Source organism: Pseudomonas sp. AC229 (assembly GCF_979254655.1).
Window position 1 is genome coordinate 447,627 of record NZ_CEEDHK010000001.1, and the last position, 23,627, is coordinate 471,253.

The following is a 23,627-nucleotide window of genomic DNA, read 5'->3' on the forward strand; positions in this document are numbered from 1 at the left end:
CGAATCACTCGTCATCGTTCCACGGCGCTTGCAGGTAACGGTCGCGGTTGAACGTCTCGAGCCATTCGGGCTTAAACACCACCAAGGCAGTGATCAGCGTGCCATTGATAAAGGCCTCCGGAAACATCACCAGCCACAGGTAGCCGATAAAGTCTTCCAGCCAGAACGGCATCGGAAAGCGCCCGTCCAGCCACAGCACCCACAGCCCCAACAGCACGCAAAGCAGTGCGGCCAACGCGGCCGGAAAAAAGCCGGAACAGAAGATGTAGACGAACAGATTCTGCGATTGCCGGCGTTCTACCCACAGCGCGCACACCTCGGTGACCAATACCGGCACCAGCGCCAGCAACACACCGTTTACGCCCATGGCCGCTAGGTCTTGCCGGCCAATGGCGAGCAAACCGAGCTGGGCGACTAGGCCGCCGACGATTGCCAGCGGCCAGTCGAGCAACAGGGTCACGACTGTCATGCCGATAAAATGGAATGACACGCCCACGTCGAAATCGCGCCTGACCAACCACAGCACAAACAAGCCCAGCACGGTGCCGAACAGCAAGTGCTGGCGGCGTGTGTCGCTGAATAGCTCCAGCCAGGGCGAACGAAATACGGCCCACGCCAGCACGGGAAGGTAGATCAGCCAGCCGGCCGTCAACGTGGTGGTGGATAGCAACTCGGCGGCGATCACGACGGCGCGTCCTCTGCGAGCTCGCGAACGCTCCCCAGCCCGCGTAATGCGGTATGGCGAGTGAGCAGCGCGGGGCGAATCGACATAGAGGACTCCTGCCTAGGCGAAATCGCAGTCTACACCGGCCTCGTCCGACGTCTAAACTGGCGGGCATGGATGACTCCGACTACCTGCGTCTACTGACCGACCAAGCCGAACAGGCCAACGCCCTGCTTTCCAACGCCCAGAAATGGGAGCGGGAGCGCTGGGTATGCCGGCGTTTTTTGCAGGCGCTGAATGTGCCGCATCGCTTGGAAGAATTCAGCGCCGCGGAAAAAGACCCGCCAGATGTGTTGTTTCACGATGCCCATTTCGAGGTGTTTTTCGTGCTCGATGAAGGCCGCCGCCTTAACGATGAATGGCGGCAGGAGTTGGAGCGACGTCGCAACGCGTATTCCCTCAGCCAACTGGTCGAGCACGAGCCCCGGCCGAAAAAAATAACCGCCGCCGAACTGCATAATCGGTTGGCGCCGACGCTGCGCAAAAAGACCGCCAGCTACCGCGAGCGCGGTATCGACGTGGGCACTCTCGACATGCTCGCCTACGTGAACCTCAAGCGCGAAATCACCAACTTCAACAGCGCCTTCCCGCCTCCCACCGAATTTCTGCACCAGGGCTGGCGGTCGCTGTCTGTGTTAGGACCAAACTTCGCCCGGGTGTTGTTCGCCCATCCCGGCGCGCCAGATTTTCTGCGCATCAACCTTGGCCGAACGGTGCTGCTGGATATTGGAATCAGCCTATGAGTCAGCTGTTGGACCTGATCGCCGACGTACCGCAACACGGCGAGGTTCGCTGGATTGGTGTGCGACCGGTTTCGCGCGAGCCGATGCTCGAATTGGATGCTGTGGAAGCACGGCGAGAAGCCGGCTTGACCGGCGACCACAGCCGGCCCGGACCGCGCAATGCGCGGCAAGTGACGCTGATTCAATGGGAGCACCTGGCGGTAATCAGCGCGCTGTTAGGTCGGCCCGCCGAGCAAGCGATCACGCCGGCTGATATGCGCCGCAATATCGCGGTGAGCGGCATCAATCTGTTCAGCCTGAAGAATCGGCGCTTCCGCTTGGGCCAGGCACTGCTGGAAACCACCGGTTGGTGCCAGCCCTGTGCCCGCCTCGAACAACGCTTGGGGCGAGGCACCTTTCAGGCAGCGCGGGGACACGGTGGAATTACGGCCCGCGTGCTGGAGGGTGGGATTATTCGTTTGCAGGACACGCTTTACGTTGAGCCAGATTAAATCCCACGACTAGAATGGATTTATCCCAAACGAGGCCTGCCATGACCAGCCGACTCAGCCCAGACGACCAGCAACGCGTCGACCAGCACCTCAGCGCGCCGCATCACCAAGTCGAGCGCCGGCCGTTCCGTCCGTGGTTTTTGCTCTCAATCGTGTTGGTCTCGGTTATTGGTCTGGGCCTTCTCAGCCGTTTACTCAGCCGGTTAGTGCTATGAGCTGCCTCGCGCTCGCCTCGCCGGTTTTTCCCCGAATCCTTAAAAGCCTTGTGAGAACTCACCATGTCCCATCGCATTGTTATTGTCGGCGGCGGCGCCGGCGGCCTGGAGCTTGCCACCCGCCTGGGTAAAACCTTGGGTAAACGCGACATCGCGCGCGTAACCCTGGTTGACGCCAACCTCACCCACATCTGGAAACCGCTGCTGCACGAAGTCGCGGCCGGCTCGTTGAACTCGTCCGAAGATGAGCTCAACTATGTCGCCCAAGCCAAGTGGAACCACTTCGAGTTTCAGCTAGGCCGGATGCAGGGGCTGGACCGCGCGGCGAAAAAAATTCAATTGGCCGCCACCGTTGATGAACAGGGCGAAGAGCTCGTACCGGTGCGCACGCTGGATTACGACACGCTGGTAATTGCGGTCGGCAGCACCACCAACGACTTCGGCACGCCAGGCGCAGCGGAACATTGCCTGTTCTTGGACACCCGCGTGCAGGCCGAACGCTTCCACCGGCAATTGCTGAATCACTACATGCGCGCCCACGCCAATCAGGCGGACAGCACAGGACAAATCAGCGTGGCCATCGTCGGGGCCGGGGCCACGGGCGTTGAACTGGCGGCCGAGTTGCACCACGCCGCCCATGAGTTGGCGGCGTACGGCCTGGACAGAATCAAGCCGGAAAACATGCGCATCACCGTGATCGAAGCAGGACCGCGCGTATTGCCCGCGCTACCGGAGCGCATCGGCCAGCCGGTGCATAGAACCCTGGAAAAACTCGGCGTAACGGTGCTGACCAACGCAGCGGTCAGCGAGGTGACGCGCGATAATTTGAAGACCGTGCAAGGCCAAGAGATTCCGGCCAGCTTGAAGGTGTGGGCGGCGGGGATTCGCGCCCCCGAATTCTTGAAAGACCTTGATGGGCTGGAGAGCAATCGCATCAACCAGTTGCAAGTGCGCCCTACTCTGCAAACCACACGTGACGACAATATTTTTGCCTTCGGCGATTGCGCCGCGTGCCCGCAAGGTGAAGACGGCCGCAACGTACCGCCTCGCGCGCAGGCGGCGCATCAGCAGGCGTCGCTGTTGGCAAAATCGCTGAAGCTGCGTATTGAGGCCAAAGCGCTGCCGGTCTACCGCTATCGTGACTACGGCTCACTGATTTCGCTGGCGAGTTTTTCGGCGGTGGGCAATCTGATGGGTAACCTCACCGGCAGCGTGATGCTGGAAGGTTGGCTGGCACGGATGTTTTACGTGTCGCTCTACCGTATGCACCAGATGGCGCTGTATGGCGTGTTTCGCACCATGATGCTGATGCTCAGCGACCGAATCGGGCGTGGGACGGAGCCGCGTTTGAAGCTGCACTGACAACGAGATGCAAGCGTGGGCGAAGCTCAGCCCACGCCTCCCAAGCGCCGCCGTCGAGTGCGGCGGCTTTAAAAAGCGCCAACAAAAAAGGCGTCCCGAAGGACGCCTTTTTTGTTGGTTCCACGCCGCTAAGCGCTTTACCTAAGATTTAACTCTTCAAACATCAAGAGCCAAAAATGGTGGGTCGTGTGGGACTCGAACCTACGACCAATTGGTTAAAAGCCAACTGCTCTACCAACTGAGCTAACGACCCAAAAATGGTCGGGGTAAGGGGATTCGAACTCCTGACATCCTGCTCCCAAAGCAGGCGCGCTACCGGACTGCGCTATACCCCGGTTGAAAGATTGGCTCCGCGACCAGGACTCGAACCTGGGACCCAATGATTAACAGTCATTTGCTCTACCGACTGAGCTATCGCGGAACTACTTGCTTCCATCTCTTTACGTCATTTGGCGTTAGCCATTTGCCGTATCGAGGCGCTGCATTTTAAGGATATCCGCGACCCTGTCAACCCCCTAAATAGCTTTTAAGACAATGATTTGCAGCGACGTGATCGCCACTCTATGTTTGCGTGAGATATGATCGCCGCAGGATGCATAAGCCGCTTGGCTTGAACAGGACAGTCCATGAGCACGCAGGACGTACCCCCACCATCGAGAACCCACCAGACGCTTGCCAGCCGCGGAATTCAACCGCGTTTTGGGGACCTGGTGCAGGGTTGCCGCAAGCTCGCGATGAATCGTTTGGCCGAACACCTCACCGGGGTATTCGGGCAGGTTGATGACACGTTGTTTGAATGCGCCGAGAAAGCCGAGAACAATAAAGTGCAGTCGTTGTTTTTCGACAACATGCGCGAAATTCGTCGGCAGCGACCGCAAATCGAGCGCAGCTATCACCAGCGCGTGGCGCAAAATTTTTCTAATTTTCTTGAAGGCACGCTCGAGCCCGAAGCGAACGCGACAGGGCTGCGCGCTGAAGATCTGTCGTTGATTCAAAACGAAGATTACGAAGAGAGTCTGCAAGTCACCAACATGGTCAGCCGGGTCAAAGCCCGCTGCGCCGAGCCGCTGTTCGCACTCGAGCAACGGCTGGCGGTGTTGAACAACGGTCAGAAGCTAGGCGAAGACAACAACCCGTTCGGGCCGCGCGCGATTGCCCAGGCGTTTCGCGAAGCGCTGGCGCCCACGCCGTTTCCGCCGCAGATCAAAACCATCCTCTATATGTTGTTTGATCGCCACGTCATGCAGAGCCTCGACCGCCTGTATGAAGCGATGAATCAGCGCCTGATTGATGCCGGGGTTTTGCCCAACCTCAAGTACGCGCCGCAACGCACCCCCGATGCCCGACGCGCTCCAACGGCGCCGCGTGAGCCGGCCAGTGCAGCGCCCGCAGCGACCAACGAGCCCGTGCGAAATGCGCAACCGGCACCCGCCGGCACAGCGCCCGCCGCCTCGGCCGCCGCACCAAGCGCCGAAGCCGCGCGTGTGCCGTACGACGCGTCTGGCCCGGAGCCGACCGACCCAACCGCATTGTTCAGCAGCCTGGCTGCCTTGCTCGGCGAGCGCCGGCATTACAACGTCGATGCGCCGCTTCTGGGCGGCACGCGCAGTATCGCCAGTTTCGCCCCCAGCGGCGCGACACGCACCTACGCGGCCAGCGACCTGCTCGACGCACTGAACCGTTTGCAGCAACAGTCGGCGCTGGATTTCTCACAGCGTTTGCAACGTCCGCAGCAAGTCGAAGATTTCAAAGTCGATCTGCAGCAGCAGTTGGAAACTCACAGCAGCGAACCCGGCCAGCAAAAACTGTCGGACCAGGAAGCGGATGTAATCGACCTGGTGGGCATGCTGTTCGACTTCATCCTTGATGACGAAAACCTGCCAGACAATTGCAAAACCGCCCTCTCCCACCTGCACACGCCTTACCTGAAAGTGGCGCTGCTGGATAAGGCGCTGTTCACCCAATACCATCACCCGGCGCGACGCTTGCTCAACGCCATGGCCCAGGCCGGCGTGCTGTATGGCGGCGAAGAAGACGACCGTGGCCTGTTGGCGAAAATTCACTGGGTGGTCGAACGCGTCATCCAGGGCTTCGACGGCGAACTGAAACTGTTCGATAGCCTGCTGGAAGAATTCAACGAGTTCACCACCAACCTGCAACACAAGGTGGCGCTGCGGGAGCGGCGTGCGGTGGAAGCCGCCAAAGGTCGCGACAAATTGCTCGGCGCGCGCCAGCAAGCGGTGGACATCATTGCCCGCGCGCTGGCCAACCGTCAGCCGCCGCCGCTGATTCGCAATTTTCTCGAACTCACCTGGACCGACGCGCTGGTATTCGTGTTGTTGCGCCACGGCGAACGCAGCCCCGAGTGGCAACGCTACAGCGATGTGGCCGAGCAGCTTGCATGGAGTAGCACGCCGCTGAACGCAGCCGGTCAGGAGCGCTTGCAGTCGATTCGTGTGCAACTGCTGGAAGACCTGCGCAAAGGCCTGGAGATTCTCGGCGGCTATCACGAAGACGGCATCCGCCGCTTACTTCAAGACATCGTCGCCTGCCAGCACGCGGTGCAGGCCAAGCAGCCGCAAGTGGCCGCCAAGCTCAATCCGGTGCTGCCAGAAAGCCCGCTCGGCGCCATGCTTGGCGAGGACGCTGCGTTAGCGACGACCGCCCCGCAAGCCTCGGGCCTGTCGCACCAGGCGCAGCTGATTGCCAAGGAACTGGGCCGTATCGAGTTTGGTACTTGGTTTGAATTTATCGACGGCGCGCAGGTACGTAACCTCAAGCTGTCATGGTTCAGCCCGACCACGCACAACTACATGTTCGTCGACCACAGCGGCCAGCGCGTGGCGATTAAACCGCTGACGATTTTAGCCAATGAGATGGAACAAGGTCTGGTTCGCATCCTCCAAACCGAACGCGAGGCCCCGCTGGTGGACCGCGCCCTGACCGCCATCTACCGGGTGTTGCAACGCTTCACCGGTCGCGCCGACAACAGTTAAGGAGCCGTAATGGACGATCGTCGCCAGCACAGCCGACACGCCGCAGAGCTGCATCTGGAAGTGTACGACTTGCACACCGAGCGCCACTTGGGCCGCGTAGTGGATCTCTCCGCCGAGGGCTTCATGCTGTTCGGTGACTGCCCCCAAGAAGCCGATGCGCTACTGGAATGCCGCCTCGTTTCCTACCCGCCGGTCGAAGGCCTGACCGAAGTTCGCCTGGGTGCGGATTGCCTGTGGAGCCGCCCGGGCGCCGACGGTCAGCATTGCTGGTCGGGCTTTCACATCATCGATTTGGCCGAAGACCAAGCCGTGCTGCTCGAAGGGTTGCTCAAGCGCCTGTAAACGGTCAGCCGATAAAAAAGCCCCGGCAACTGCGGGGCTTTTTTGTGCGCACTGAACGTCTTAATTCACGCTGTAACCGCGCCCAGCCATGCATGCACCCAGCGAGCGGCGGTAAATGTCCGCCACGTTTTGCGCCGGCGCATAGGTGGCTTGGGAGGGATCGAAGCCGCTTTGATTCACCGCCCAGCGATGGCAGTCGTAGCGGTCCTGCGCCAACTGCGCCTCGCTCTGCCCGCGCGCCGGATACGCCACCACGTCGTAGCCGTTGCCCTGCCAGCCGTTATTGCTCGTCACCTGAACGGGTGGACTGGTGACCACATATTCCTGGCGGTCGGCCTGGTACAGGTAATAGGTGCCGGCAGCGATGAAATACAGCGCGCTGCCAATCCACAGCTGCTCGGCATACGAGGGCAGCGTGCGCACCCGAACGCCGTAAGGCGGCGTGACGACGATGTAGCTCGGGCCGTACGGGCGATACCAGTAACCGTCGGCGTAGTAATAGTCGACACCGCCGTGCGGCACGCGCCAACGGCCTGATGGAATGGTGTTTACCCGGTAGCCCGGCTGCCAGCGCGGCCCAGAGCCCCAGCCGCCGCCCGGACGCCCGCCATGCCACTGATTGCCCGGCGGCGGCGGTGATTTAGCGCCCAGTTGCCGGGCCGGACCCTGCGGACCTCGTTGCTCGTTATTGCTCGGACGGTCGCGGTCGTCATCGCGCCCGCCACCGGTGTGGCCGCCGTTATAACCACCGTTGTAGCCATTGCCGTTATGGTTTTGGCCGGCGCCCTGGTTGTATCCGCCGCCGTTGTAACCGCCTTGATTGCCGTAGCCGCCTTGGTTATGGCCACCCTGGTTATAGCCGCCGCCGTTGTAGCCGCCGTTGTGCCCATTGCCACCGCGATCATCACGATCACGCTGCGACGGGCTGCTGGCCCCCAACGTGCGGGCAGCGCCTTGCGGCCCTTGTTGTTGCTGCGGACGCGCTTGCTGCTGCCCGCCCTGATTGCCGCCGCCGTTGCCGCGCCCCTGATCACGCTGCGAACTGCCACTTATCACCGAACGCACATCCGGCCCGTCATCGGCGAGCGCATTGGCGCCCATCGCCAGGGAAAGAACGCCTACACCTGCCAGACGCCACAACTGCGACTTCATGACTGTTACTCCAGAGAGGAAAGACCGCGACACACCTGCCCACCCGTATTGCCGAGCGGCGGGCACTTGTAGCCGATCGGTAACCACTTCGACAACAGCCGTTAGCGGAGTTGCAGAACAGAAAGCACAACCAAAAAAATAACCGCCGCTCCGCCGCTCCAGATCGAGCGAGCTAGGTCTGGCAAGGCGGAAATCAATTTACAAGCGCAGTGGGCTGTAGCCCATGAGCATTGGAAATTGGTTTCCAACGCAGCCAGGCCGACGCGCAGCCGATCGCTTTCTAACACCCAAAAAAAAGGGCCCACTAGGGGGGCCCGTTTGTCCTCTGCTGGCGATTGTGTCGCCGCCTGTCTCGACCGCCTGGTTGGGCAGTGCGGACCCGGTTGCCGAGGCGACCCGGTAGGATCGGCGGCTCTGGCGCGCCTGATTGAGCGGGCCAGTTGGACTTGCGTCCGGGTCGTTTAACTTGAGGGAAAGTGTAGGCTTGGCCGCGCGACACAGGATTGCGAATATTGCTGATCGATAGGCCACTTGCGCAATCTTTAGCTCATAACGCACCATGTTGCGCAATTAGCACCGACTGGAGCGCCATCTTGAACAACCTCGACCGCTACGACCTGAACATACTGGCCGAATTGCAGCGCGACGCGCGCATCTCCAATCAGGAGCTGGCCGAACGCATCGGCCTATCGCCCTCGCCCTGCTCGCGCCGGGTCAAGCAATTGGAAGATGACGGCTACATTCTTCGCCAAGTGGCGCTGCTGGATCGCAAGAAGCTGGGGCTAAGCCTGACGGCGTACGTGAACATCGGCATGGACCGTCACACGCCCGAGCGTTTCGAGCACTTCGAAGCGGTGATCACCCAATGCCCGGAAGTGCTGGAGTGCTGCCTGGTGACCGGGATGGACGCCGACTACCAACTGAAGGTCGTGGTGCCGGATATGGACCATTACCAGAAATTCCTGCTGGGCCAACTCACGCGCATCGAGGGCGTGACCAGCGTGCGCTCGAGCTTCGTGCTCAACCAGGTAATCTCCAGCACCCAACTGCCGTTACAACACCTGCGCGGCTAAACGCTTGCCCCGACAACCTGCGGCCACGGGCCCGGAGGCTGACGTATAATCGCCCGCCAAGGCCCGCCCTTGAGGCGTGTGGCTATACGTGTGTGTCTGACGAATACCTGAGGTTGTAATGGAACCGGAAAAGTTTGAAGAGTGGATGATGATCATCCTGGTCGGCGGCCTGGTGATGTTTATGGCCTTCATCGTGTGGGATCTGGCGAAAAAATCCAAAGCCGGCCGCTACGGCACCATGGTCCTGTTCCTCGCCCTTGGCCTGGGCGTGTTGGGCTTCATCATCAAGACCGTGGTGATTGGAAGCCTGGAAGGCTTCTAGAGCCGAGCAGGAATTTGCGCGCTGGTTGGGTTGGTCGCGCTCGGTGAGCCACGCGCACCGCCCAACCTACGACGAACGACTCAAAGCCGTGCCTCAACCGCCTTCCACTCCCCCAACCCCAGCCCCTCGATACTCCACGGCCCAATCCGCACCCGTACCAGCCGCAACGTCGGCAGCCCCACTGCCGCTGTCATCCGCCGCACCTGGCGGTTGCGCCCTTCCCTGATCACCAATTCCAACCACGACGTCGGAATGCTCTTACGAAACCGCACCGGCGGATTGCGCTCCCACAGTTCAGGTTCGGCCAGCTGCCGCGCTTCAGCCGGCAAGGTCGGTCCGTCATTCAAGGTCACGCCATCACGCAATTGTTGCAGCTGCGCTTCGGTCGGCTCGCCTTCGACCTGCACCCAATAGGTTTTCGCCAGCTTGTGTTTGGGGTCGGCAATTCGCGCTTGCAGCTGCCCATCGTTGGTCAGTAGCAGCAGCCCTTCGCTGTCGCGGTCCAGCCGCCCGGCCGGGTACACGCCGGGCACCGCAATAAAGTCTTTGAGCGTGCTGCGGCCTTGCTCATCGTTGAACTGAGTCAGCACGTCGAACGGCTTGTTGAACAGCAACAACGTCGGCTCAGCCGGCGGCGCTTTGGCGACGCGGCGGGGAGCTGGGCGGGCGGGACGAGGTGGGCGCGACATGAACAATCCAGGGCAACGAGCAGGCTGCACAGTGTAACGCGAGGCCATGTACGCACCATCAATCGGGCTTATCTCGCTTCATCATTTGCCGTCTATGGTTATGCTGCTGCGTTGCGCCGTCTAACCCACAAGGAATCCTTGCATGAGCACGTCCGAGGTCGAGAAGTTCACCGGTTGGGCCGCTACCGCGCCCAAAGCCCCGCTGCAATCGTATGAATACGATCCAGGCCCGCTGGCCGCCGAAGATGTTGAAGTGGCGGTGGAGTTCTGCGGCATCTGCCACTCCGACCAATCGATGATCGACAACGAATGGGGCCGCACTCGCTATCCGTTCATTCCCGGCCACGAAGTGGTCGGCACCGTGGTGCGCGTGGGCGACCAGGTGCGTGGCCTCAAACGTGGCCAGCGTGTGGGCATCGGCTGGAACAAAGGCAGCTGCATGCACTGCGCTTCGTGCATGGAAGGTTCCCACCAGCTGTGTCGCACCGTGCAACCCACCATCATCGGCGGCAATGGCGGCTTCGCTGATCGCCTGCGCGCCCATTGGGCCTGGGCCATTCCGATTCCAGAGGCCATCGACCCAAGCTTGGCCGGCCCGCTGTTTTGTGCCGGCTCAACGGTGTTCAGCCCGCTGGTGGACTTGGACATCAAACCCACCGACCGCGTCGGCGTGGTTGGCATCGGCGGCCTCGGTCACCTGGCACTGAAATTCCTCAATGCGTGGGGCTGCGAAGTCACGGCGTTTACCTCCTCGCCAAGCAAGCAGGAAGAAGCCCAGCGCCTGGGCGCGCACAAAGCGGTGGCGTCCACCGACAGTGCGGCGATGAAAGCGATTGCCGGCACTCTGGATTTCCTTCTGGTGACCGCCAGCGCTGATCTGGACTGGAACAGCCTGCTCGCCACCTTGCGTGGCCGTGGCCGCCTGCACTTTGTCGGCATCGTGCCGAGCGCCATTCCGGTGCACGTGTTCAGCTTGATTCCCGCGCAAAAAGCCATCTCCGGCTCGCCCGTAGGCTCACCGGCCAACATGGCGAAAATGTTGGAATTCTGCGCCCGTCATCAAATCGTGCCTCAGGTGGAAATGTTCCCCATGAGCAAAGTGAACGACGCCATCGATCACCTGCGCGCCGGCAAAGCCCGTTACCGCGTGGTGCTCGACGCCAGCAAATAACGCGCTGCGTTGAGTTGCAAAACATGTAAGGGAGCAGGCAAACCCAAGCGGCCATGCTAGGTTTGCCTGCATCTTCCCCTGCGAGTTTCGTCAATGCCACGTAACCTCCGCCCCACCTGGTTACTGAGCCTGCTGACCCTGGCCGGCTGTAACAACTCCGCTTACCAAGGCCCCGCCAGCGACCACTTCGATGGCGAGCGCTTCCGCAACATTCAACCCACCCCGGAAAAAAGCCTGCGCGACCTGCTCAAGTGGCAGCTCAACCGCGAGCGCACCGACGCCTGGGTCAGCCAACCGGCGGCAAAAACACCACCCGTGCTGGCGCAGCGGGTGATGGGCGATGCGCTGCAAGCCACTTACATCAACCACGCCACCGTGCTGTTGCAGCATCAGGGCCTGAACATTCTCACGGACCCGGTGTGGTCCGAGCGGGTCAGCCCGTTCACGTTTATTGGCCCGAAACGCTTCCAGCAACCGGGGCTGAGCATCGAGCAGTTACCGCCGATTGACCTGATTCTCGTCAGCCACAACCACTACGATCACCTTGACCTGGAAAGCCTACGCAAGCTGGCGCTGCGCTTTCCGACAGCCAAAGTGGTCACGGGCCTGGGCAACGGCGCGCTGATCAAGCAGACCGGCTTTACCGACGTGGCAGAGATTGATTGGTGGCAGGAACTGCCCATCAGCCCGACCCTCAGCGTGCATGGCGTTCCGGTGCAGCATTGGTCGTCACGCACCCGCAGCGATACCAACCACACGCTGTGGCTGGGCTTTGTGCTGCAAGCCGCGAGTGGCCCGCTGCTGTTCCCCGGCGACACGGGGTTGGGTCCGGAATTCAAACTGATCAATGAACGCTTCGGGCCGATGCGCTTTGCGCTGTTGCCGATCGGCGCCTACGCGCCGCGCTGGTTTATGCGCGACCACCACATGAACCCCGACGACGCCGTGCAGGCACACCGGCAATTGCAGGCCAAAAACAGCATGGCCATTCACTTCGGCACCTTCCGGCTTACTGACGAAGGCCAGTTCGCCCCGCCGGCGGATCTGGCAGCGGCGTTGCAAGAACAGGAAGTGGACCCGCAGACCTTTCGGGTGCCGCAGCCGGGCGATTCGTGGGCAATCCCTTGAACACGCCCTCGGTGGCTACGCTTTGAGACGGTGATTTCAACAGCATCGCGGCTGAAGCCGCTCCCACAGGGGCGGTATTTATCCTGTGTGAGCGGCTTGGTCGTTCGCGAGCGGGGAATGTCCACGGTTGTGGGTTCCCTTGGAGATTCTGGATTCCCGCCTTCGCGGGAATGACGGCGTTTGCTGTGTTGTCCTCTGAACGGGACGGCCGATTTCGCCCACAATCGAAACCTGTGGGAGCGGCTTTAGCCGCGATGCTCTTTTTCCAAAAGCATCGCGGCTAATCGGAACGCCGCCAGCCGCGCCACAGGGTTAACGAAGAAATTTCCCGCCTTATCTAAACGGCGGCTCATCGAAGCTGCGCAGTTTGCGTGAGTGCAGTGAGTCGAGTTGGGTGCGCATCAGGTCGAGGGCGGCGATGCCGATGTGCAGGTGTTGGTTCACCGCTCGCTCGTAGAACGCGCCCGCCGCGCCCGGCAGTTTGATTTCGCTGTGCAACGGTTTGTCCGATACGCACAACAACGTGCCGTACGGCACCCGCAACCGATAGCCCTGGGCGGCGATGGTGCCGCTTTCCATGTCCACGGCAATGGCGCGAGCCAGGTTAATCAGCGGCCGTTCCTGGGCCCAGCGCAGTTCCCAGTTGCGGTCGTCGTACGTCAATACCGTGCCGGTACGCAGACGCCGTTTCAGCGCTTCGCCCTTTTCGCCGGTCACGGCAGCGGCGGCTTCCTGCAAGGCCAGTTGCACTTCGGCCAGGGCCGGAATCGGCACGTGCGGCGGCACCACGCGGTCCAGAATGCCGTCGCGGCGCATGTAGGCGTGGGCCAGCACGTAGTCGCCAATGGTTTGCGACTGACGCAAGCCGCCGCAGTGACCAATCATCAGCCAGCAGTGCGGACGCAAAACGGCCAAATGGTCGGTGATGTTTTTCGCGTTCGAGGGGCCAACGCCGATGTTTACCAGCGTCACGCCATGGCCATCCGCGGCGATCAGGTGATACGCCGGCATCTGATAACGGTGCCAAACCACGGCATCGGCGACCGCTTGCGCGTCTTCTTCAGACGTACCGCGCTCAATGATCACGTTGCCTGGCAAGACCATTCGTACAAAGCGCGGGTCGTCGCGCAGTTGCGCCAGGCCGTGGCGAATGAATTGGTCAACGTAGCGGTGATAGTTGGTCAGCAAAATCCAGGGCTGCACGTGGCGCCAGTCGCTGCCGGTGTAATGCACCAGACGGCGCAGCGAGAAGTCCACACGCGCCGCGTCAAACAGTGCCAGCGGCAGCGGGTCGATGTTTTGCCAGTCGTACAGGCCGTCGGCGATACCGTCGGTGGCGGCTGACAGATCGGTGCTTGGGAACACGCGCGACAATTCCGCTGCGGTCACGCCCGAACCGGCCAGTTCATCGCCGCCTTCCACCACGTAGGGGTACGGAATGTCCTGTTGGCTCACGCCGACTTCCACCTGCACGGTGAAGTCGTTCATCAATGGGCGCAGTTGTTCGAGCAGGTACTTACGAAACGCCGCCGGGTGGGTGACGGTCACGCTGTAGGTGCCGGGCACCTGCACTTTGGCGTAGGCGCGCACGGTGGTCGGCACTTCGCCTTGGCACAGGTAGGTCAGGCGCAGTTCGGGGTAGCGGAACAGACCGCGTTGGCTCGGGTCCGGTTTGACCCGATCTTTGAGGTACGCCTTGAGCGCCTGGCTAAGGCCATCCACGGCCCGCTGATGCAACTCGGCCAGGCGTTCCACGGCGTCTTCGGGGGTGTGGGCGATAACAAAACTGTCGGTATTGCTGGTCACGATCGGCCTTCCTGTCTGGACTCGCATGCGGCCTATCTTGCCTGCATCGTTGGCAAAAGGCATGACTGTGGGGAAGGCTTCAGCCGCGATTCCTGGAAAAGGCAATCGAGACTGAAGCCTGCCCCGCATCGATCATGTCGCATTACTCCATAACATGGGGCGTGCTGCGTGCGACCAACGCTTCCACGTCCGCACCGCGCGGCAAGGTGCCGTAAGCGCGGCCGCTCTGGCCCAGGCGACTGGCGATAAATGCGTCAGACACCACCGCATTGCCGCTTTCCAGCAGCAGTTTGGCTTGCAAGCCGACCGCGACGTCTTCGGTGAGCTGACGGGCGCGGTACTGGATGTCGGCGGTGTCGCGAAAGCCGGCCTTCAGCCCGTCGATATGGGCTTTCAGGCGCGCGTCGCCGTGGCCGTCGCCCAGCTCGTTGAACAACACGTCGAGCACGCCAGGCTCTTTGGACAAGGCGCGCAGCACGTCCAGGCACTGCACGTTGCCGGAGCCTTCCCAGGTCGAGTTCACCGGCGCTTCGCGGTACAGGCGCGGCAGAATGCTGTCTTCCACATAACCGGCGCCGCCCATGCATTCGGCGGCTTCGTTGATCATGGCCGGCGCGCGTTTGCAGATCCAATACTTGCCTACGGCCGTTACCAGGCGCGCGAATTTGTCTTCGGACTCAACGTGGGCGTTGTCCAGCGCTTTGGCCATGCGCAGGCTCAGCGCGATGGCGGCTTCGCTTTCCAGGGCCAAATCGGCCAGCACGTTTTGCATCAGCGCTTGCTCGCTGAGCACGCGGCCGCCCACGGTGCGGTGCGCGCAGTGGTTGGCCGCCTGGCTCAGCGCCTGGCGCATCAAGGCGCTGGAGCCGACCATGCAGTCGAAGCGGGTCATCGACACCATTTCGATAATGGTCGGTACGCCGCGCCCTTCTTCACCCAGCATCCAGGCCAGCGCGCCGCGGTATTCCACTTCGCTGGAGGCGTTGGAGCAATTGCCGAGCTTGTTTTTCAGGCGCTGGATGTAGAACTCGTTGCGGGTGCCATCCGGGCGATGACGCGGCAGCAGGAAGCAGCTCAAGCCTTTGTCGGTTTGCGCCAGGGTAAGGAAGGCGTCGCACATGGGCGCCGAGCAAAACCACTTATGTCCGACCAATTCGTAAGCCTGACCGGGGCCAGGCACGCCGACCGGATAGGCGCGCGTGGTGTTGGCGCGCACGTCGGTGCCGCCCTGCTTCTCGGTCATGGCCATGCCGATGGTGACGCCGGCCTTCTCCGCCATCGGCACGTTGCGCGGGTCGTATTGGGTGGCGAGCACTTTCGGCACCCACACCTCGGCGACGTCGGGTTGCATACGCAGCGCCGGCACGCTGGCGAAGGTCATGGTCAGCGGGCAGCCGGTGCCGGCTTCGGCCTGGCTGTGCATATAAGTCATGGCAGCGCGGGCGACGTGGGCGCCAGCACGCGGGTCGGTCCAGGGCAATGACGGCAGGCCGTGTTCCACCGCCGCCTTCATCAGCTCGTGGTAGGCGGGATGAAACTCCACCAGGTCGATGCGGTTGCCGTAGCGGTCGTGGCTTTTGAACACCGGTTTGTTTTCGTTGGCGAGAAACCCGGCCGCCATCAGCGGGCCGCCAGCCAAAGCGCCGTAGGCATCGATGCGGTCGTGCGCCCAGCCGCCGCCGAAGTGCCGCGTCCATTCCTGCAGCGGCAGGTCGGCGCGGTACAGGTTGATGCCGTCGAGCGACGGCGGCTGATTGCTCACTTCGTGGGTTTCGGCAAACGCGGCGTAGCTATTAACGGCAGTGCTCATGGCTGTGACTCCTCGGCGGCAAGGGCGCGTAGACAAAAGGAAACAAGGGCGGCGCTGACGTCCGCCAGTTGCAGAGCAGGCTCGCCCGCTTCGCGAGCGGCGCGGGCTTGGGGTGAAAGCGGACCGACCAACGCTTCACTGATGGCGCCCACCAGGCACGCGGCGCTGACCGCCACCGACGAGGTTCGAAACGCGCCAGTGGCCACGCCCTGTTCGATAACGGTGCTGAGTTGAGCGGCGTACGCCTCGCGAAATTCGAGGCGGCGTTCATCCACTTCCGGATCCACGGGCTCGGCGATCAGGGCGAATGCCAGTTGACGGCTTTGCCAGGCACGGGCGGCGAATTGCTCAAGGGCGCCGGCCAGGCGTTTGGGTTCGCTGCCCGGCAGTTGCAGCGCGCTGGCCATGGCGTCGACTTCACGCTGGCTGGCCCGGGCAAATACCTCGGCCGCCAGTTCGCCCTTGCCGCGAAAGTGCCGGTACAGGCTGCCCGTGGCGATGCCCACACGTTCGGCGAGGCTTTGCATGGTTAAGGCGGCAAAACCACCCTCGACCACCAGCAACAATGCGCAGTCAAGAATGCGCTCCCGTTGTTCTTGGTCGCGGTCGATGCGGGCGGCGCTGTGTCGGTAGGCCATAGTCTGAATCCTGGTTCATTTGGCGCTAGTGAATCAGGATTCAGAGTTTGGAAGAAGGGGCATTCTTGCCAAAAGAAAGGGTGCAAACGGAGGGCCAACGACCTGTAGGAGCTAGCTTGCTAGCGAAGCTCTTGCGATTGCAGGGTTCGCTAGCAAGCTAGCTCCTACACGGTCAGCCGACTCAGGAGATCCGCACCGGCGCTGGCGGCTCCAGGCTGAGCAGCCAGTCATGCAGCAACGCTTGCAGTTGTTCAAACTTCACCGGCTTGGCCAGGTAGTCGCTCATGCCAGCGGCCAAACAGCGCTCGCGGTCGCCGCTGTGGCTGTGTGCGGTAATGGCCAGCACCGGCAAGTCGGCGCAGTTGGACATCGCACGCAAGGCGCGGCAGGTGGCAAAACCGTCCATTACCGGCATCTGGCAGTCCAGCAGCACGGCGTCTACCGGCTCTCGGCGCAGCAGTTCCAGGGCATCGCTGCCGTTGTCGGCACAGCGCACGCGGTAGCCGAGTTTGAGCAACATGCCGCGCATCACCAATTGGTTGATGCCGTTGTCTTCCACCACCAGCACCGTGCACTCCTCCGGCCGGCGCAGGGCCTGGCCGCCGCCACGGCGCGCTGGCTCACGGGACGGCGCGCTGGCGAGGTGGTTGCCGTTGTTGGAGAGAAACAGCGGCACGGTCAGCTCGAAGTGGCTGCCCTCGCCCACTTCCGAGGTGTGGCTCAAGCCGCCGCCCATCAGGCTGACCAGCTTGCGGCAAATCGCCAAACCCACGCCCAGGCCGCCGTATTCCCGAGTCATCGAGCCGTCGAGCTGGTGGAAGCGCTGATACAGCGAGCCGTCTTTCGGCGTGCTAAACCCGATGCCGCTGTCAATGACGCCCACTTTCAGCACCAACCCTTCGCGCCCACGCTCCACCGCCGACACGCGCAAGGTCACGGCGCCGCCGGGGGTGAATTTGATCGCGTTGTCGAGCAGGTAACCGATGCATTGACTGAGTTTGCCGGCGTCGCCTTCCAGGGTGTCGGGCAGGCTTTCGTCCATTTCCAGGGTGAAGCCCAGCCCTTTCTCTTCGGCACGCGGGGCGAACTGGCTGCGCAGTCCGCCAAACAGACCGCGCAGGCTGAACGGCTCGCGCCATGGGTACAGCTTGCCGGCTTGCAGTTCGGTGAGGGTAAGGATGTCGCTGACCATGCGCATCATGTCGCGCGCCGAGGCGCTGGCGGTTTTTTGGTACTGCTCCAGCTCGACGTCCATGGGCACGGTTTGCATCAGTTCCAGCGAACCGATCACACCGTTCATGGGCGTGCGCAATTCGTGGGTGACGGTGGCCAGGAATTCATCTTTGAGTCGGTTGCTGTTGGCCAATTCGAGGTTCAGGGTTTCCAGCTTGCGGCCCGAGTCATAAAGAATGCGCGCGCGCTCTTCTTTCATGGAATTGATGCGGTCGGCCAAGGCCAGCGACAGCAGCCCCACTTCAATCGCTGAGCCGATCTGGCTGGCGTACATGGTGAGGAACACGTTGGGCAGGTAGCCGAGCACCATCAAGGTGTTGATCACGCCGCCAATCAGGAAAGTGGTCCAGGCAAAGATGAAATAGCGCGCCACGCGCATGCCGCGACGCCAGGCAATCAGGCCGGCGGTAAACACCACCACCGTGAACAGCAGCGCAAGGTACGTCGCCAGGCGCAGCGACACGCTGTAACTGACCGTGAGCGCCAACACCATCACCAGCGCGCCAACGGCCATAAGCGCCAGCAACGTGCGGTCCACCCACGGACTGTGCTCGCCGGTGTGCAAAAAGGTGCGCGCGAACTGACAGCCGAACAGCGTCGCCGAGCCAATCAGGAACGGCGTGGAGGCGTTCGCCCACCACGGGTTGTCGGGCCAGAAATATTCGATGCCGGCGCCATTGACCGACACCTGATACAGCCCGAACGAGGCGATGTAGAGGATGTAGTAGAGGTAGCTCGGGTCGCGCACGCTGAGGAAGATGAACAGGTTGTAAATCAGCATGCCCAGCAGCACGCCATAGATGATGCCGAGCAGGTAGATGCGCCCGGGCATCTGTTCCATGTACACCTTAGGTGACCACAGATTGAGCGGCGCCTGAATCGAGCCCTGACTTTGAATGCGCAGGTAAACGCGTTGCGGCTGATACGGCTGCAAGTTGATTTCGAACAGGTAGTTATTTTGTTTGATCTGCCGGCTGTCGAAGGGCAATGCATCGCCGGTGCGCTCGGCCAGTTGGAAGCCGCCGCGGCCATCGGGCAGATACAGGTCGAGGTGATCGAGCGGCGGATAGGCCAATTCCAATAGCCAGGGTTGCTGGCCGAGCAGCGCTTGCGGGCGGTAAGCGAGGTCGATACGCAGCCAGAACACCGAGTGCGAGTAACCGGAGTTGAGCACCGGTTTGTCGTGGCGGCGGAAGTTGGCTTGCAGTGCCGGCGAGGTGATGTCGTTGATGGTGGCGTCGCCGCGCACATCTTCGAACACGTCCATTTCCTGACCGAGCACGAGCTGGGTGGTGTACTCGTCGAATTCGACCGCGTGGGCCAGGTTCGCCAGTAAACACAGAACAAGTAGAAGACCGTAGCGCATGCTGCCCCGCAAAGGCCTGGCGGTTGACGTCGGAGCCCCATCTCCGTAAGTGACGTCACCTGCCGACCTGATTTATTCAAAAATGGGGGCCACTCTAGCATAGCCGCCCTACGCTGAAAGCCGCCCCCAGCAAGGCATCGCGAGTGCCAGCAGCGATACTGGCCACCTGCATGAGGGGAAATTGTGGTGCCCCATTGGTGTCATCTGCCATCTCACTACTCACCCTGTGAACAGAGCGCCCGCCTGGGGCAAAAAAGGTGAAAAGTGATAAGCTCGCGCACCATGACTACCTATACCTCCCGCCCCGTTGTTCTCTGCCTTTCCGGTCACGACCCGAGTGGCGGCGCCGGTCTTCAGGCCGATATCGAAGCCCTGCTTGCGCAAGGCTGCCACGCCGCTCCGGCGGTAACCGCATTGACAGTGCAAGACACCGTCAACGTCAGCGACTTCCGCGTGCTTGACCGCGAATGGGTGCTGGCCCAGGCCCATGCCGTGATCGCCGACATGCCGGTGGCGGCCGTCAAACTGGGCATGCTCGGCTCGGTGCAAATGGTCGAAACCGTGCTGGAAATCATGCAGAAATTGCCCGGCGTTCCGCTGGTATGCGACCCCGTGCTGCGAGCCGGCGGCGGCGGCGCGTTGGGCAAGGATGAAGTGGGCTTCGCCATGCGCGAGCGCTTGCTGCCGGTGGCCACCATCGCCACGCCTAACCTGCCCGAAGCGCGCATTCTCGCCGAACTGCCAGAAGGCACGGCCGATGAGTGCGCGGCCAAACTTCTGCCGTTCTGCCAGCACCTGCTGATCACCGGCGGGCATGGTGACGAAGCGCAAATACACAACCGTCTTTACAGCCGTGACGGCAGCCAGCACACCTTCACCTGTGAACGTCTGCCGGGCAGTTATCACGGCTCGGGCTGCACCTTGGCGAGCACCCTCGCCGGCCGGCTCGCTCAAGGCGAAGAGCTGGTGAGCGCGGTGCAGTCGGCGCTCGCCTATACCTGGCGCACCTTGCGCGATGCCGAGCAGTTGGGCCGTGGCCAGTACGTGCCGCGCCGCTTGCCGCTGGACTTTAACTCGTGACGTTGCGCGGCCTGTACGCCATCACCGACAGCCAATTACTGGCCGGTGGCAAGCTGCTGCCGTATGTGGAAGCCGCCCTCGACGGTGGCGCCACGCTGCTGCAATACCGTGACAAAAGCAGCGACGAAGCCCGACGCCTGCGCGAAGCCCAAGCGCTGAAAAACCTCTGCGAGCGGTATGGCGCCAGTCTGCTAATTAACGATGACGCCGAGCTGGCCGCGCGGTTGGGCGTTGGCGTGCACCTGGGCCAGGGCGACGGCTCGTTGTCCGCCGCTCGCGCCTTGCTGGGCCGCCAAGCCATTATTGGCGGTACTTGCCTGGCGCAGCTTGAGCTGGCCCAGCAAGCCGCCCGCGAAGGCGCGAGCTATGTGGCGTTCGGCCGCTTCTTCAATTCGCAGACCAAGCCGGGCGCCCCGGCTGCCACCCTTGAGTTGGTGCAGCAAGCGCGCGCCAGCGTGCAGTTGCCGATCTGCGCCATTGGCGGTATCGACCTGGAAAATGCCGCACCTCTGGTGGCCGGCGGGGTCAGCTTGTTAGCCGTCATTCACGCCCTGTTCAGCGCCGAAAACGCCCAGGAAGTGAACCGCCGCGCCCGCGCTTTCAGCGCCCTGTTTTAGTCTTAACCGCCGAATTCCCCGAGCGCCGGCAGGTCTGCCTGGCCGCCGCCAACTGTTTAGTTAAAGGAGTCTGCCCATGACCCAGTCCCGTTCCGAAGCCCTGTTCGCCAGCGCGCAAAAACACATTCCCGGCGGCGTTAACTCGCCCGTGCGCGCATTCCGCAGCGTCGGCGGCACGCCGTTGTTCTTCAAGCACGCGGCCGGCGCCTATGTGATGGACGAAGACAACAAGCAGTACGTTGACTACGTGGGCTCGTGGGGCCCGATGATTCTCGGCCACAGCCACCCGGACGTGCTGGAGGCGGTACGCAAGCAGTTGGAACATGGGTTGTCCTATGGCGCGCCAACCGCCATGGAAACCGAAATGGCAGAGCTGGTGTGCTCGATCGTGCCGTCGATGGAAATGGTGCGCATGGTCAGCTCCGGCACCGAAGCGACCATGAGCGCCATCCGCCTGGCCCGTGGGTTTACCGGCCGCGACAGCATCATCAAATTCGAAGGCTGCTACCACGGGCACTCCGACAGCCTGTTGGTGAAAGCCGGCTCGGGCGCCCTGACCCAGGGCGTGCCAAGTTCGGCCGGCGTACCGGCGGCCTTCGCTAAACACACCCTGACCCTGCCGTTCAACGACATCGGCGCCGTGGAGCAAATGCTCAGCGAAGTAGGCAAAGAAGTGGCGTGCATCATCGTCGAGCCGGTGGCCGGCAACATGAATTGCGTGCCGCCCGCGCCGGGCTTCCTCGAAGGCCTGCGCGAGCAGTGCGACAAGCACGGCGTGGTGCTGATTTTCGACGAAGTGATGACCGGTTTCCGCGTCGCCCTCGGCGGCGCTCAGGCGCATTACGGCGTGACGCCAGACCTGTCCACGTTCGGCAAGATCATCGGCGGCGGCATGCCGGTCGGCTGCTTCGGCGGCAAGCGCGAAATCATGCAGCAAATCGCCCCGCTCGGCCCGGTTTACCAGGCGGGCACGCTGTCGGGTAACCCGCTGGCGATGGCGGCCGGTTTAACCACGCTGAACCTGATTCGTCGTCCGGGCTTCCATGACGAGCTCACCGCCTACACCAGCCGGATGCTTGATGGCCTGCAGCAACGCGCCGACGCGGCCGGTGTGCCGTTCGTGACGACCCAAGCGGGCGCTATGTTCGGGCTGTACTTCAGCGGCGCTGACGACATTGTCACCTTCGACGACGTGATGGGCAGCGACTCCGAGCGCTTCAAGAAATTCTTCCATTTGATGTTGGAAGGCGGCGTGTACTTGGCGCCGAGCGCCTTCGAAGCCGGCTTTACTTCCATTGCCCATGGCGACAAAGAGCTGCAGATCACCCTCGACGCCGCCGAGCGTGCGTTCGCGGCTCTGCGCTGATGCAATACAGCACCGCCGCGTCCGACGCGTTGCTGGCGCTGGCCTGTTTGGCCAGCGTGCTGGGCATCTGGCGCAGCCCGCGTTGGGGCGAAAAACCCTTGCGCGCCACCTGGTGGATCGCCGTCGCAGCCTTGTTGCTGACCGGCGCAGCGGCGACGGTCGGTGTGTTGCATTTCGGCGTGGACGAACGCTGGCAACCTTTGCACACCAAGCTGAGCCAAGCCAGCAGCCTGCTCGCGCTGCCGGCTTTGGGCGTTGCGGCACTGACGCTGGTTCGCGGCTGGCATTGGCAGCGCCTGGGTTGGTGCTGGGTGATCATCTGCCTCAGCGTGTTGTTCGAAGGCGCCAAGCGCTGGGGCGTACTCGGCAGCTATACGCTGCTGTTGAACGTGGTCACGTTGCTGATGTTGCTTTACGCCGGTTTTACTCAGGGCGGTAAAGCGCTGCCCGCAGCGGTGGGCGCGGTGGCGCTGCTTATCGTCGCTGGTCTGGTGGTGGGCACCCAGGGAAACTTCGGCCCGGTTCTGCGGGTCGACGTGTTTCATGGGCTGCTTAGCGTTGCGTATCCGCTGTTGGCCTGGTTGCTGCTGCACCTGCACGGCCGCCAGGGTGTGACAGACGGGACACAAAAGTCGGTAAAGACTTTGTAACAGGCGCCCGGCTTATTCCATAATGCGCGGGCCGTCGCGTTCCGTCGGCCGGGCCTGGCCCGCACTGCTTGATGAGGCGTGTTGATTGTTATGAATTGCATCGGCCGCACCCTGTCCCTGGGCTGCCTGTTGCTTTTGCTGCCACTGGTTGCATCGGCGGGCGGCAACTCCTTGCTGATTCCGGCCGCTGGCCGCTGTTCGCTCAACACCCTTCCTGAAGACCAGGCGGAAGCCTTGGCCTCCTGCCAGCAAGCCGCTCAAAGTGGCGACCCCGAAGCCCAATACGAACTTGGCGAGTATTACTATGATGGACAACGCACGCCGCGTGACTTGCCGCAGGCGTTGACCCTGTTCGAGCAAGCGTCGCTGCAAGGCCACGCGCAAAGCCAGTATCGTTTGGGGATGATGTTCTTCCGTGGCGAAGGCGTGCCGGCCAACAATGTGCAGGCGTATATCGTGCTGAAGATGGCGGCGGTAAACGGTGCCGAAGATGCGCTGGACACGGCCGACCAGGTTGCCGCACAAATGCCCCGCGAGCAGTTGGAAATTGCTACGCAGGTGCTGGGGCAGATTTTTCGTAATTACTTGATTGAGTTGCAGACGGCGGACGGTGGATCGCCGTTTGCGCCGTTGCCTTAGGTTGACCGCGGTGT

The 23,627-nt window shown here is 62.1% G+C and carries 22 protein-coding genes and 3 tRNA genes; 15 read left to right on the top strand and 10 right to left on the bottom strand.

Translation table 11 applies throughout. The features are described 5' to 3' along the window. Positions 1–4 precede the first annotated feature (4 nt). Positions 5–685, bottom strand: a complete 681-nt coding sequence (locus AC0IW7_RS02005; RefSeq protein WP_471815513.1) for an energy-coupling factor ABC transporter permease — start codon at positions 683–685, stop codon at positions 5–7. A 152-nt stretch (positions 686–837) separates the two neighbouring features. Here AC0IW7_RS02005 and AC0IW7_RS02010 point away from each other — a divergent pair, with 152 nt between their 5' ends. The 4 genes from AC0IW7_RS02010 to AC0IW7_RS02025 all read left to right on the top strand — a co-directional run bounded on the left by AC0IW7_RS02010 (position 838) and on the right by AC0IW7_RS02025 (position 3,535). Beyond that, positions 838–1,467, top strand: a complete 630-nt coding sequence (locus tag AC0IW7_RS02010; RefSeq protein WP_463560295.1) for a DUF1780 domain-containing protein — start codon at positions 838–840, stop codon at positions 1,465–1,467. Further along, a complete protein-coding gene (locus AC0IW7_RS02015) occupies positions 1,464–1,958 on the top strand; it encodes an MOSC domain-containing protein (RefSeq protein ID WP_471815514.1) in 495 nt (164 codons plus the stop codon). Before AC0IW7_RS02010 ends, AC0IW7_RS02015 begins: the two co-directional genes overlap by 4 nt. 41 nt (positions 1,959–1,999) lie before the next feature. Continuing rightward, positions 2,000–2,173, top strand: a complete 174-nt coding sequence (locus AC0IW7_RS02020) for a DUF3094 family protein (RefSeq protein ID WP_122494453.1) — start codon at positions 2,000–2,002, stop codon at positions 2,171–2,173. Between the two features lie 63 nt (positions 2,174–2,236). Beyond that, the gene (locus tag AC0IW7_RS02025; protein WP_471815515.1) at positions 2,237–3,535 is read left to right on the top strand and encodes an NAD(P)/FAD-dependent oxidoreductase; all 1,299 of its coding nucleotides are present in this window, start codon (positions 2,237–2,239) and stop codon (positions 3,533–3,535) included. A 177-nt stretch (positions 3,536–3,712) separates the two neighbouring features. Here AC0IW7_RS02025 and AC0IW7_RS02030 read toward each other — a convergent pair. The 3 genes from AC0IW7_RS02030 to AC0IW7_RS02040 all read right to left on the bottom strand — a co-directional run bounded on the left by AC0IW7_RS02030 (position 3,713) and on the right by AC0IW7_RS02040 (position 3,956). Next, positions 3,713–3,788, bottom strand: a tRNA-Lys gene (locus AC0IW7_RS02030). A 5-nt stretch (positions 3,789–3,793) separates the two neighbouring features. Next, positions 3,794–3,870 (bottom strand) — tRNA-Pro (locus AC0IW7_RS02035). 10 nt (positions 3,871–3,880) lie between these two features. Further along, positions 3,881–3,956 (bottom strand) — tRNA-Asn (locus AC0IW7_RS02040). A gap of 205 nt (positions 3,957–4,161) precedes the next feature. Here AC0IW7_RS02040 and AC0IW7_RS02045 point away from each other — a divergent pair. Continuing rightward, complete coding sequence (locus AC0IW7_RS02045) at positions 4,162–6,531, top strand: DUF1631 domain-containing protein (RefSeq protein ID WP_471815516.1); 2,370 nt, start codon at positions 4,162–4,164, stop codon at positions 6,529–6,531. 9 nt (positions 6,532–6,540) lie between these two features. Further along, complete coding sequence (locus tag AC0IW7_RS02050; protein ID WP_122452344.1) at positions 6,541–6,873, top strand: PilZ domain-containing protein; 333 nt, start codon at positions 6,541–6,543, stop codon at positions 6,871–6,873. A 60-nt stretch (positions 6,874–6,933) separates the two neighbouring features. Here the strand turns inward: AC0IW7_RS02050 and AC0IW7_RS02055 are convergent, their stop codons facing one another. Then, positions 6,934–8,025, bottom strand: a complete 1,092-nt coding sequence (locus tag AC0IW7_RS02055) for a DUF6515 family protein (RefSeq protein WP_471815517.1) — start codon at positions 8,023–8,025, stop codon at positions 6,934–6,936. Positions 8,026–8,618: 593 nt separating this feature from the next. On the opposite strand from AC0IW7_RS02055, the gene AC0IW7_RS02060 reads away from it, so the two are divergent. Together AC0IW7_RS02060 and AC0IW7_RS02065 are read left to right on the top strand one after the other, a co-directional pair. Further along, positions 8,619–9,098, top strand: coding sequence for an Lrp/AsnC family transcriptional regulator (locus AC0IW7_RS02060; protein ID WP_471815518.1), 480 nt, complete (start codon positions 8,619–8,621; stop codon positions 9,096–9,098). A gap of 118 nt (positions 9,099–9,216) precedes the next feature. Continuing rightward, positions 9,217–9,420, top strand: coding sequence for a DUF2788 domain-containing protein (locus AC0IW7_RS02065; protein ID WP_463540032.1), 204 nt, complete (start codon positions 9,217–9,219; stop codon positions 9,418–9,420). Between the two features lie 80 nt (positions 9,421–9,500). Here AC0IW7_RS02065 and AC0IW7_RS02070 read toward each other — a convergent pair whose 3' ends face one another. Next, positions 9,501–10,109 (bottom strand): pseudouridine synthase, encoded by a 609-nt coding sequence (locus AC0IW7_RS02070; protein WP_463383768.1) that lies wholly within the window; start codon positions 10,107–10,109, stop codon positions 9,501–9,503. 142 nt (positions 10,110–10,251) lie between these two features. Between AC0IW7_RS02070 and ahr the strand changes: the two genes are divergently transcribed. Further along, positions 10,252–11,280 (top strand): NADPH-dependent aldehyde reductase Ahr, encoded by a 1,029-nt coding sequence (ahr, locus tag AC0IW7_RS02075; RefSeq protein WP_471815519.1) that lies wholly within the window; start codon positions 10,252–10,254, stop codon positions 11,278–11,280. 93 nt (positions 11,281–11,373) lie between these two features. Continuing rightward, on the top strand, positions 11,374–12,408 hold the full coding sequence (locus tag AC0IW7_RS02080; protein ID WP_471815520.1) for an MBL fold metallo-hydrolase: 1,035 nt from the start codon (positions 11,374–11,376) through the stop codon (positions 12,406–12,408). 333 nt (positions 12,409–12,741) lie between these two features. On the opposite strand, the gene amn is transcribed toward AC0IW7_RS02080, so the two are convergent. The 4 genes from amn to AC0IW7_RS02100 form a co-directional block, all read right to left on the bottom strand. Further along, positions 12,742–14,214, bottom strand: coding sequence for an AMP nucleosidase (gene amn, locus AC0IW7_RS02085; protein WP_241000574.1), 1,473 nt, complete (start codon positions 14,212–14,214; stop codon positions 12,742–12,744). A 142-nt stretch (positions 14,215–14,356) separates the two neighbouring features. Then, entirely contained in the window at positions 14,357–16,024 is a 1,668-nt protein-coding gene (locus AC0IW7_RS02090; protein ID WP_471815521.1) for an acyl-CoA dehydrogenase family protein, read from the bottom strand. Next, positions 16,021–16,662 (bottom strand): TetR/AcrR family transcriptional regulator, encoded by a 642-nt coding sequence (locus tag AC0IW7_RS02095; protein WP_471815522.1) that lies wholly within the window; start codon positions 16,660–16,662, stop codon positions 16,021–16,023. Before AC0IW7_RS02095 ends, AC0IW7_RS02090 begins: the two co-directional genes overlap by 4 nt. Before the next feature lie 181 nt (positions 16,663–16,843). Continuing rightward, a complete protein-coding gene (locus tag AC0IW7_RS02100; protein WP_471815523.1) occupies positions 16,844–19,261 on the bottom strand; it encodes a hybrid sensor histidine kinase/response regulator in 2,418 nt (805 codons plus the stop codon). A gap of 282 nt (positions 19,262–19,543) precedes the next feature. Between AC0IW7_RS02100 and AC0IW7_RS02105 the strand changes: the two genes are divergently transcribed. The 5 genes from AC0IW7_RS02105 to AC0IW7_RS02125 all read left to right on the top strand — a co-directional run bounded on the left by AC0IW7_RS02105 (position 19,544) and on the right by AC0IW7_RS02125 (position 23,613). Next, positions 19,544–20,341, top strand: a complete 798-nt coding sequence (locus AC0IW7_RS02105; RefSeq protein WP_122494478.1) for a hydroxymethylpyrimidine/phosphomethylpyrimidine kinase — start codon at positions 19,544–19,546, stop codon at positions 20,339–20,341. Further along, the gene (thiE, locus tag AC0IW7_RS02110; protein ID WP_471815524.1) at positions 20,338–20,958 is read left to right on the top strand and encodes a thiamine phosphate synthase; all 621 of its coding nucleotides are present in this window, start codon (positions 20,338–20,340) and stop codon (positions 20,956–20,958) included. The genes AC0IW7_RS02105 and thiE overlap by 4 nt, the downstream gene beginning before the upstream one ends. A gap of 76 nt (positions 20,959–21,034) precedes the next feature. Next, positions 21,035–22,324: a glutamate-1-semialdehyde 2,1-aminomutase gene (gene hemL / locus AC0IW7_RS02115; protein WP_471815525.1), complete on the top strand. Its 1,290-nt coding sequence runs from the start codon at positions 21,035–21,037 to the stop codon at positions 22,322–22,324. Then, positions 22,324–22,974 carry a DUF6962 family protein gene (locus AC0IW7_RS02120; RefSeq protein ID WP_471815526.1) on the top strand — a complete coding sequence of 217 codons (651 nt, stop codon included), beginning with the start codon at positions 22,324–22,326 and terminating at the stop codon, positions 22,972–22,974. The genes hemL and AC0IW7_RS02120 overlap by 1 nt, the downstream gene beginning before the upstream one ends. Positions 22,975–23,064: 90 nt before the next feature. Further along, positions 23,065–23,613 carry a tetratricopeptide repeat protein gene (locus tag AC0IW7_RS02125; protein ID WP_122494486.1) on the top strand — a complete coding sequence of 183 codons (549 nt, stop codon included), beginning with the start codon at positions 23,065–23,067 and terminating at the stop codon, positions 23,611–23,613. Positions 23,614–23,627: the final 14 nt, after the last annotated feature.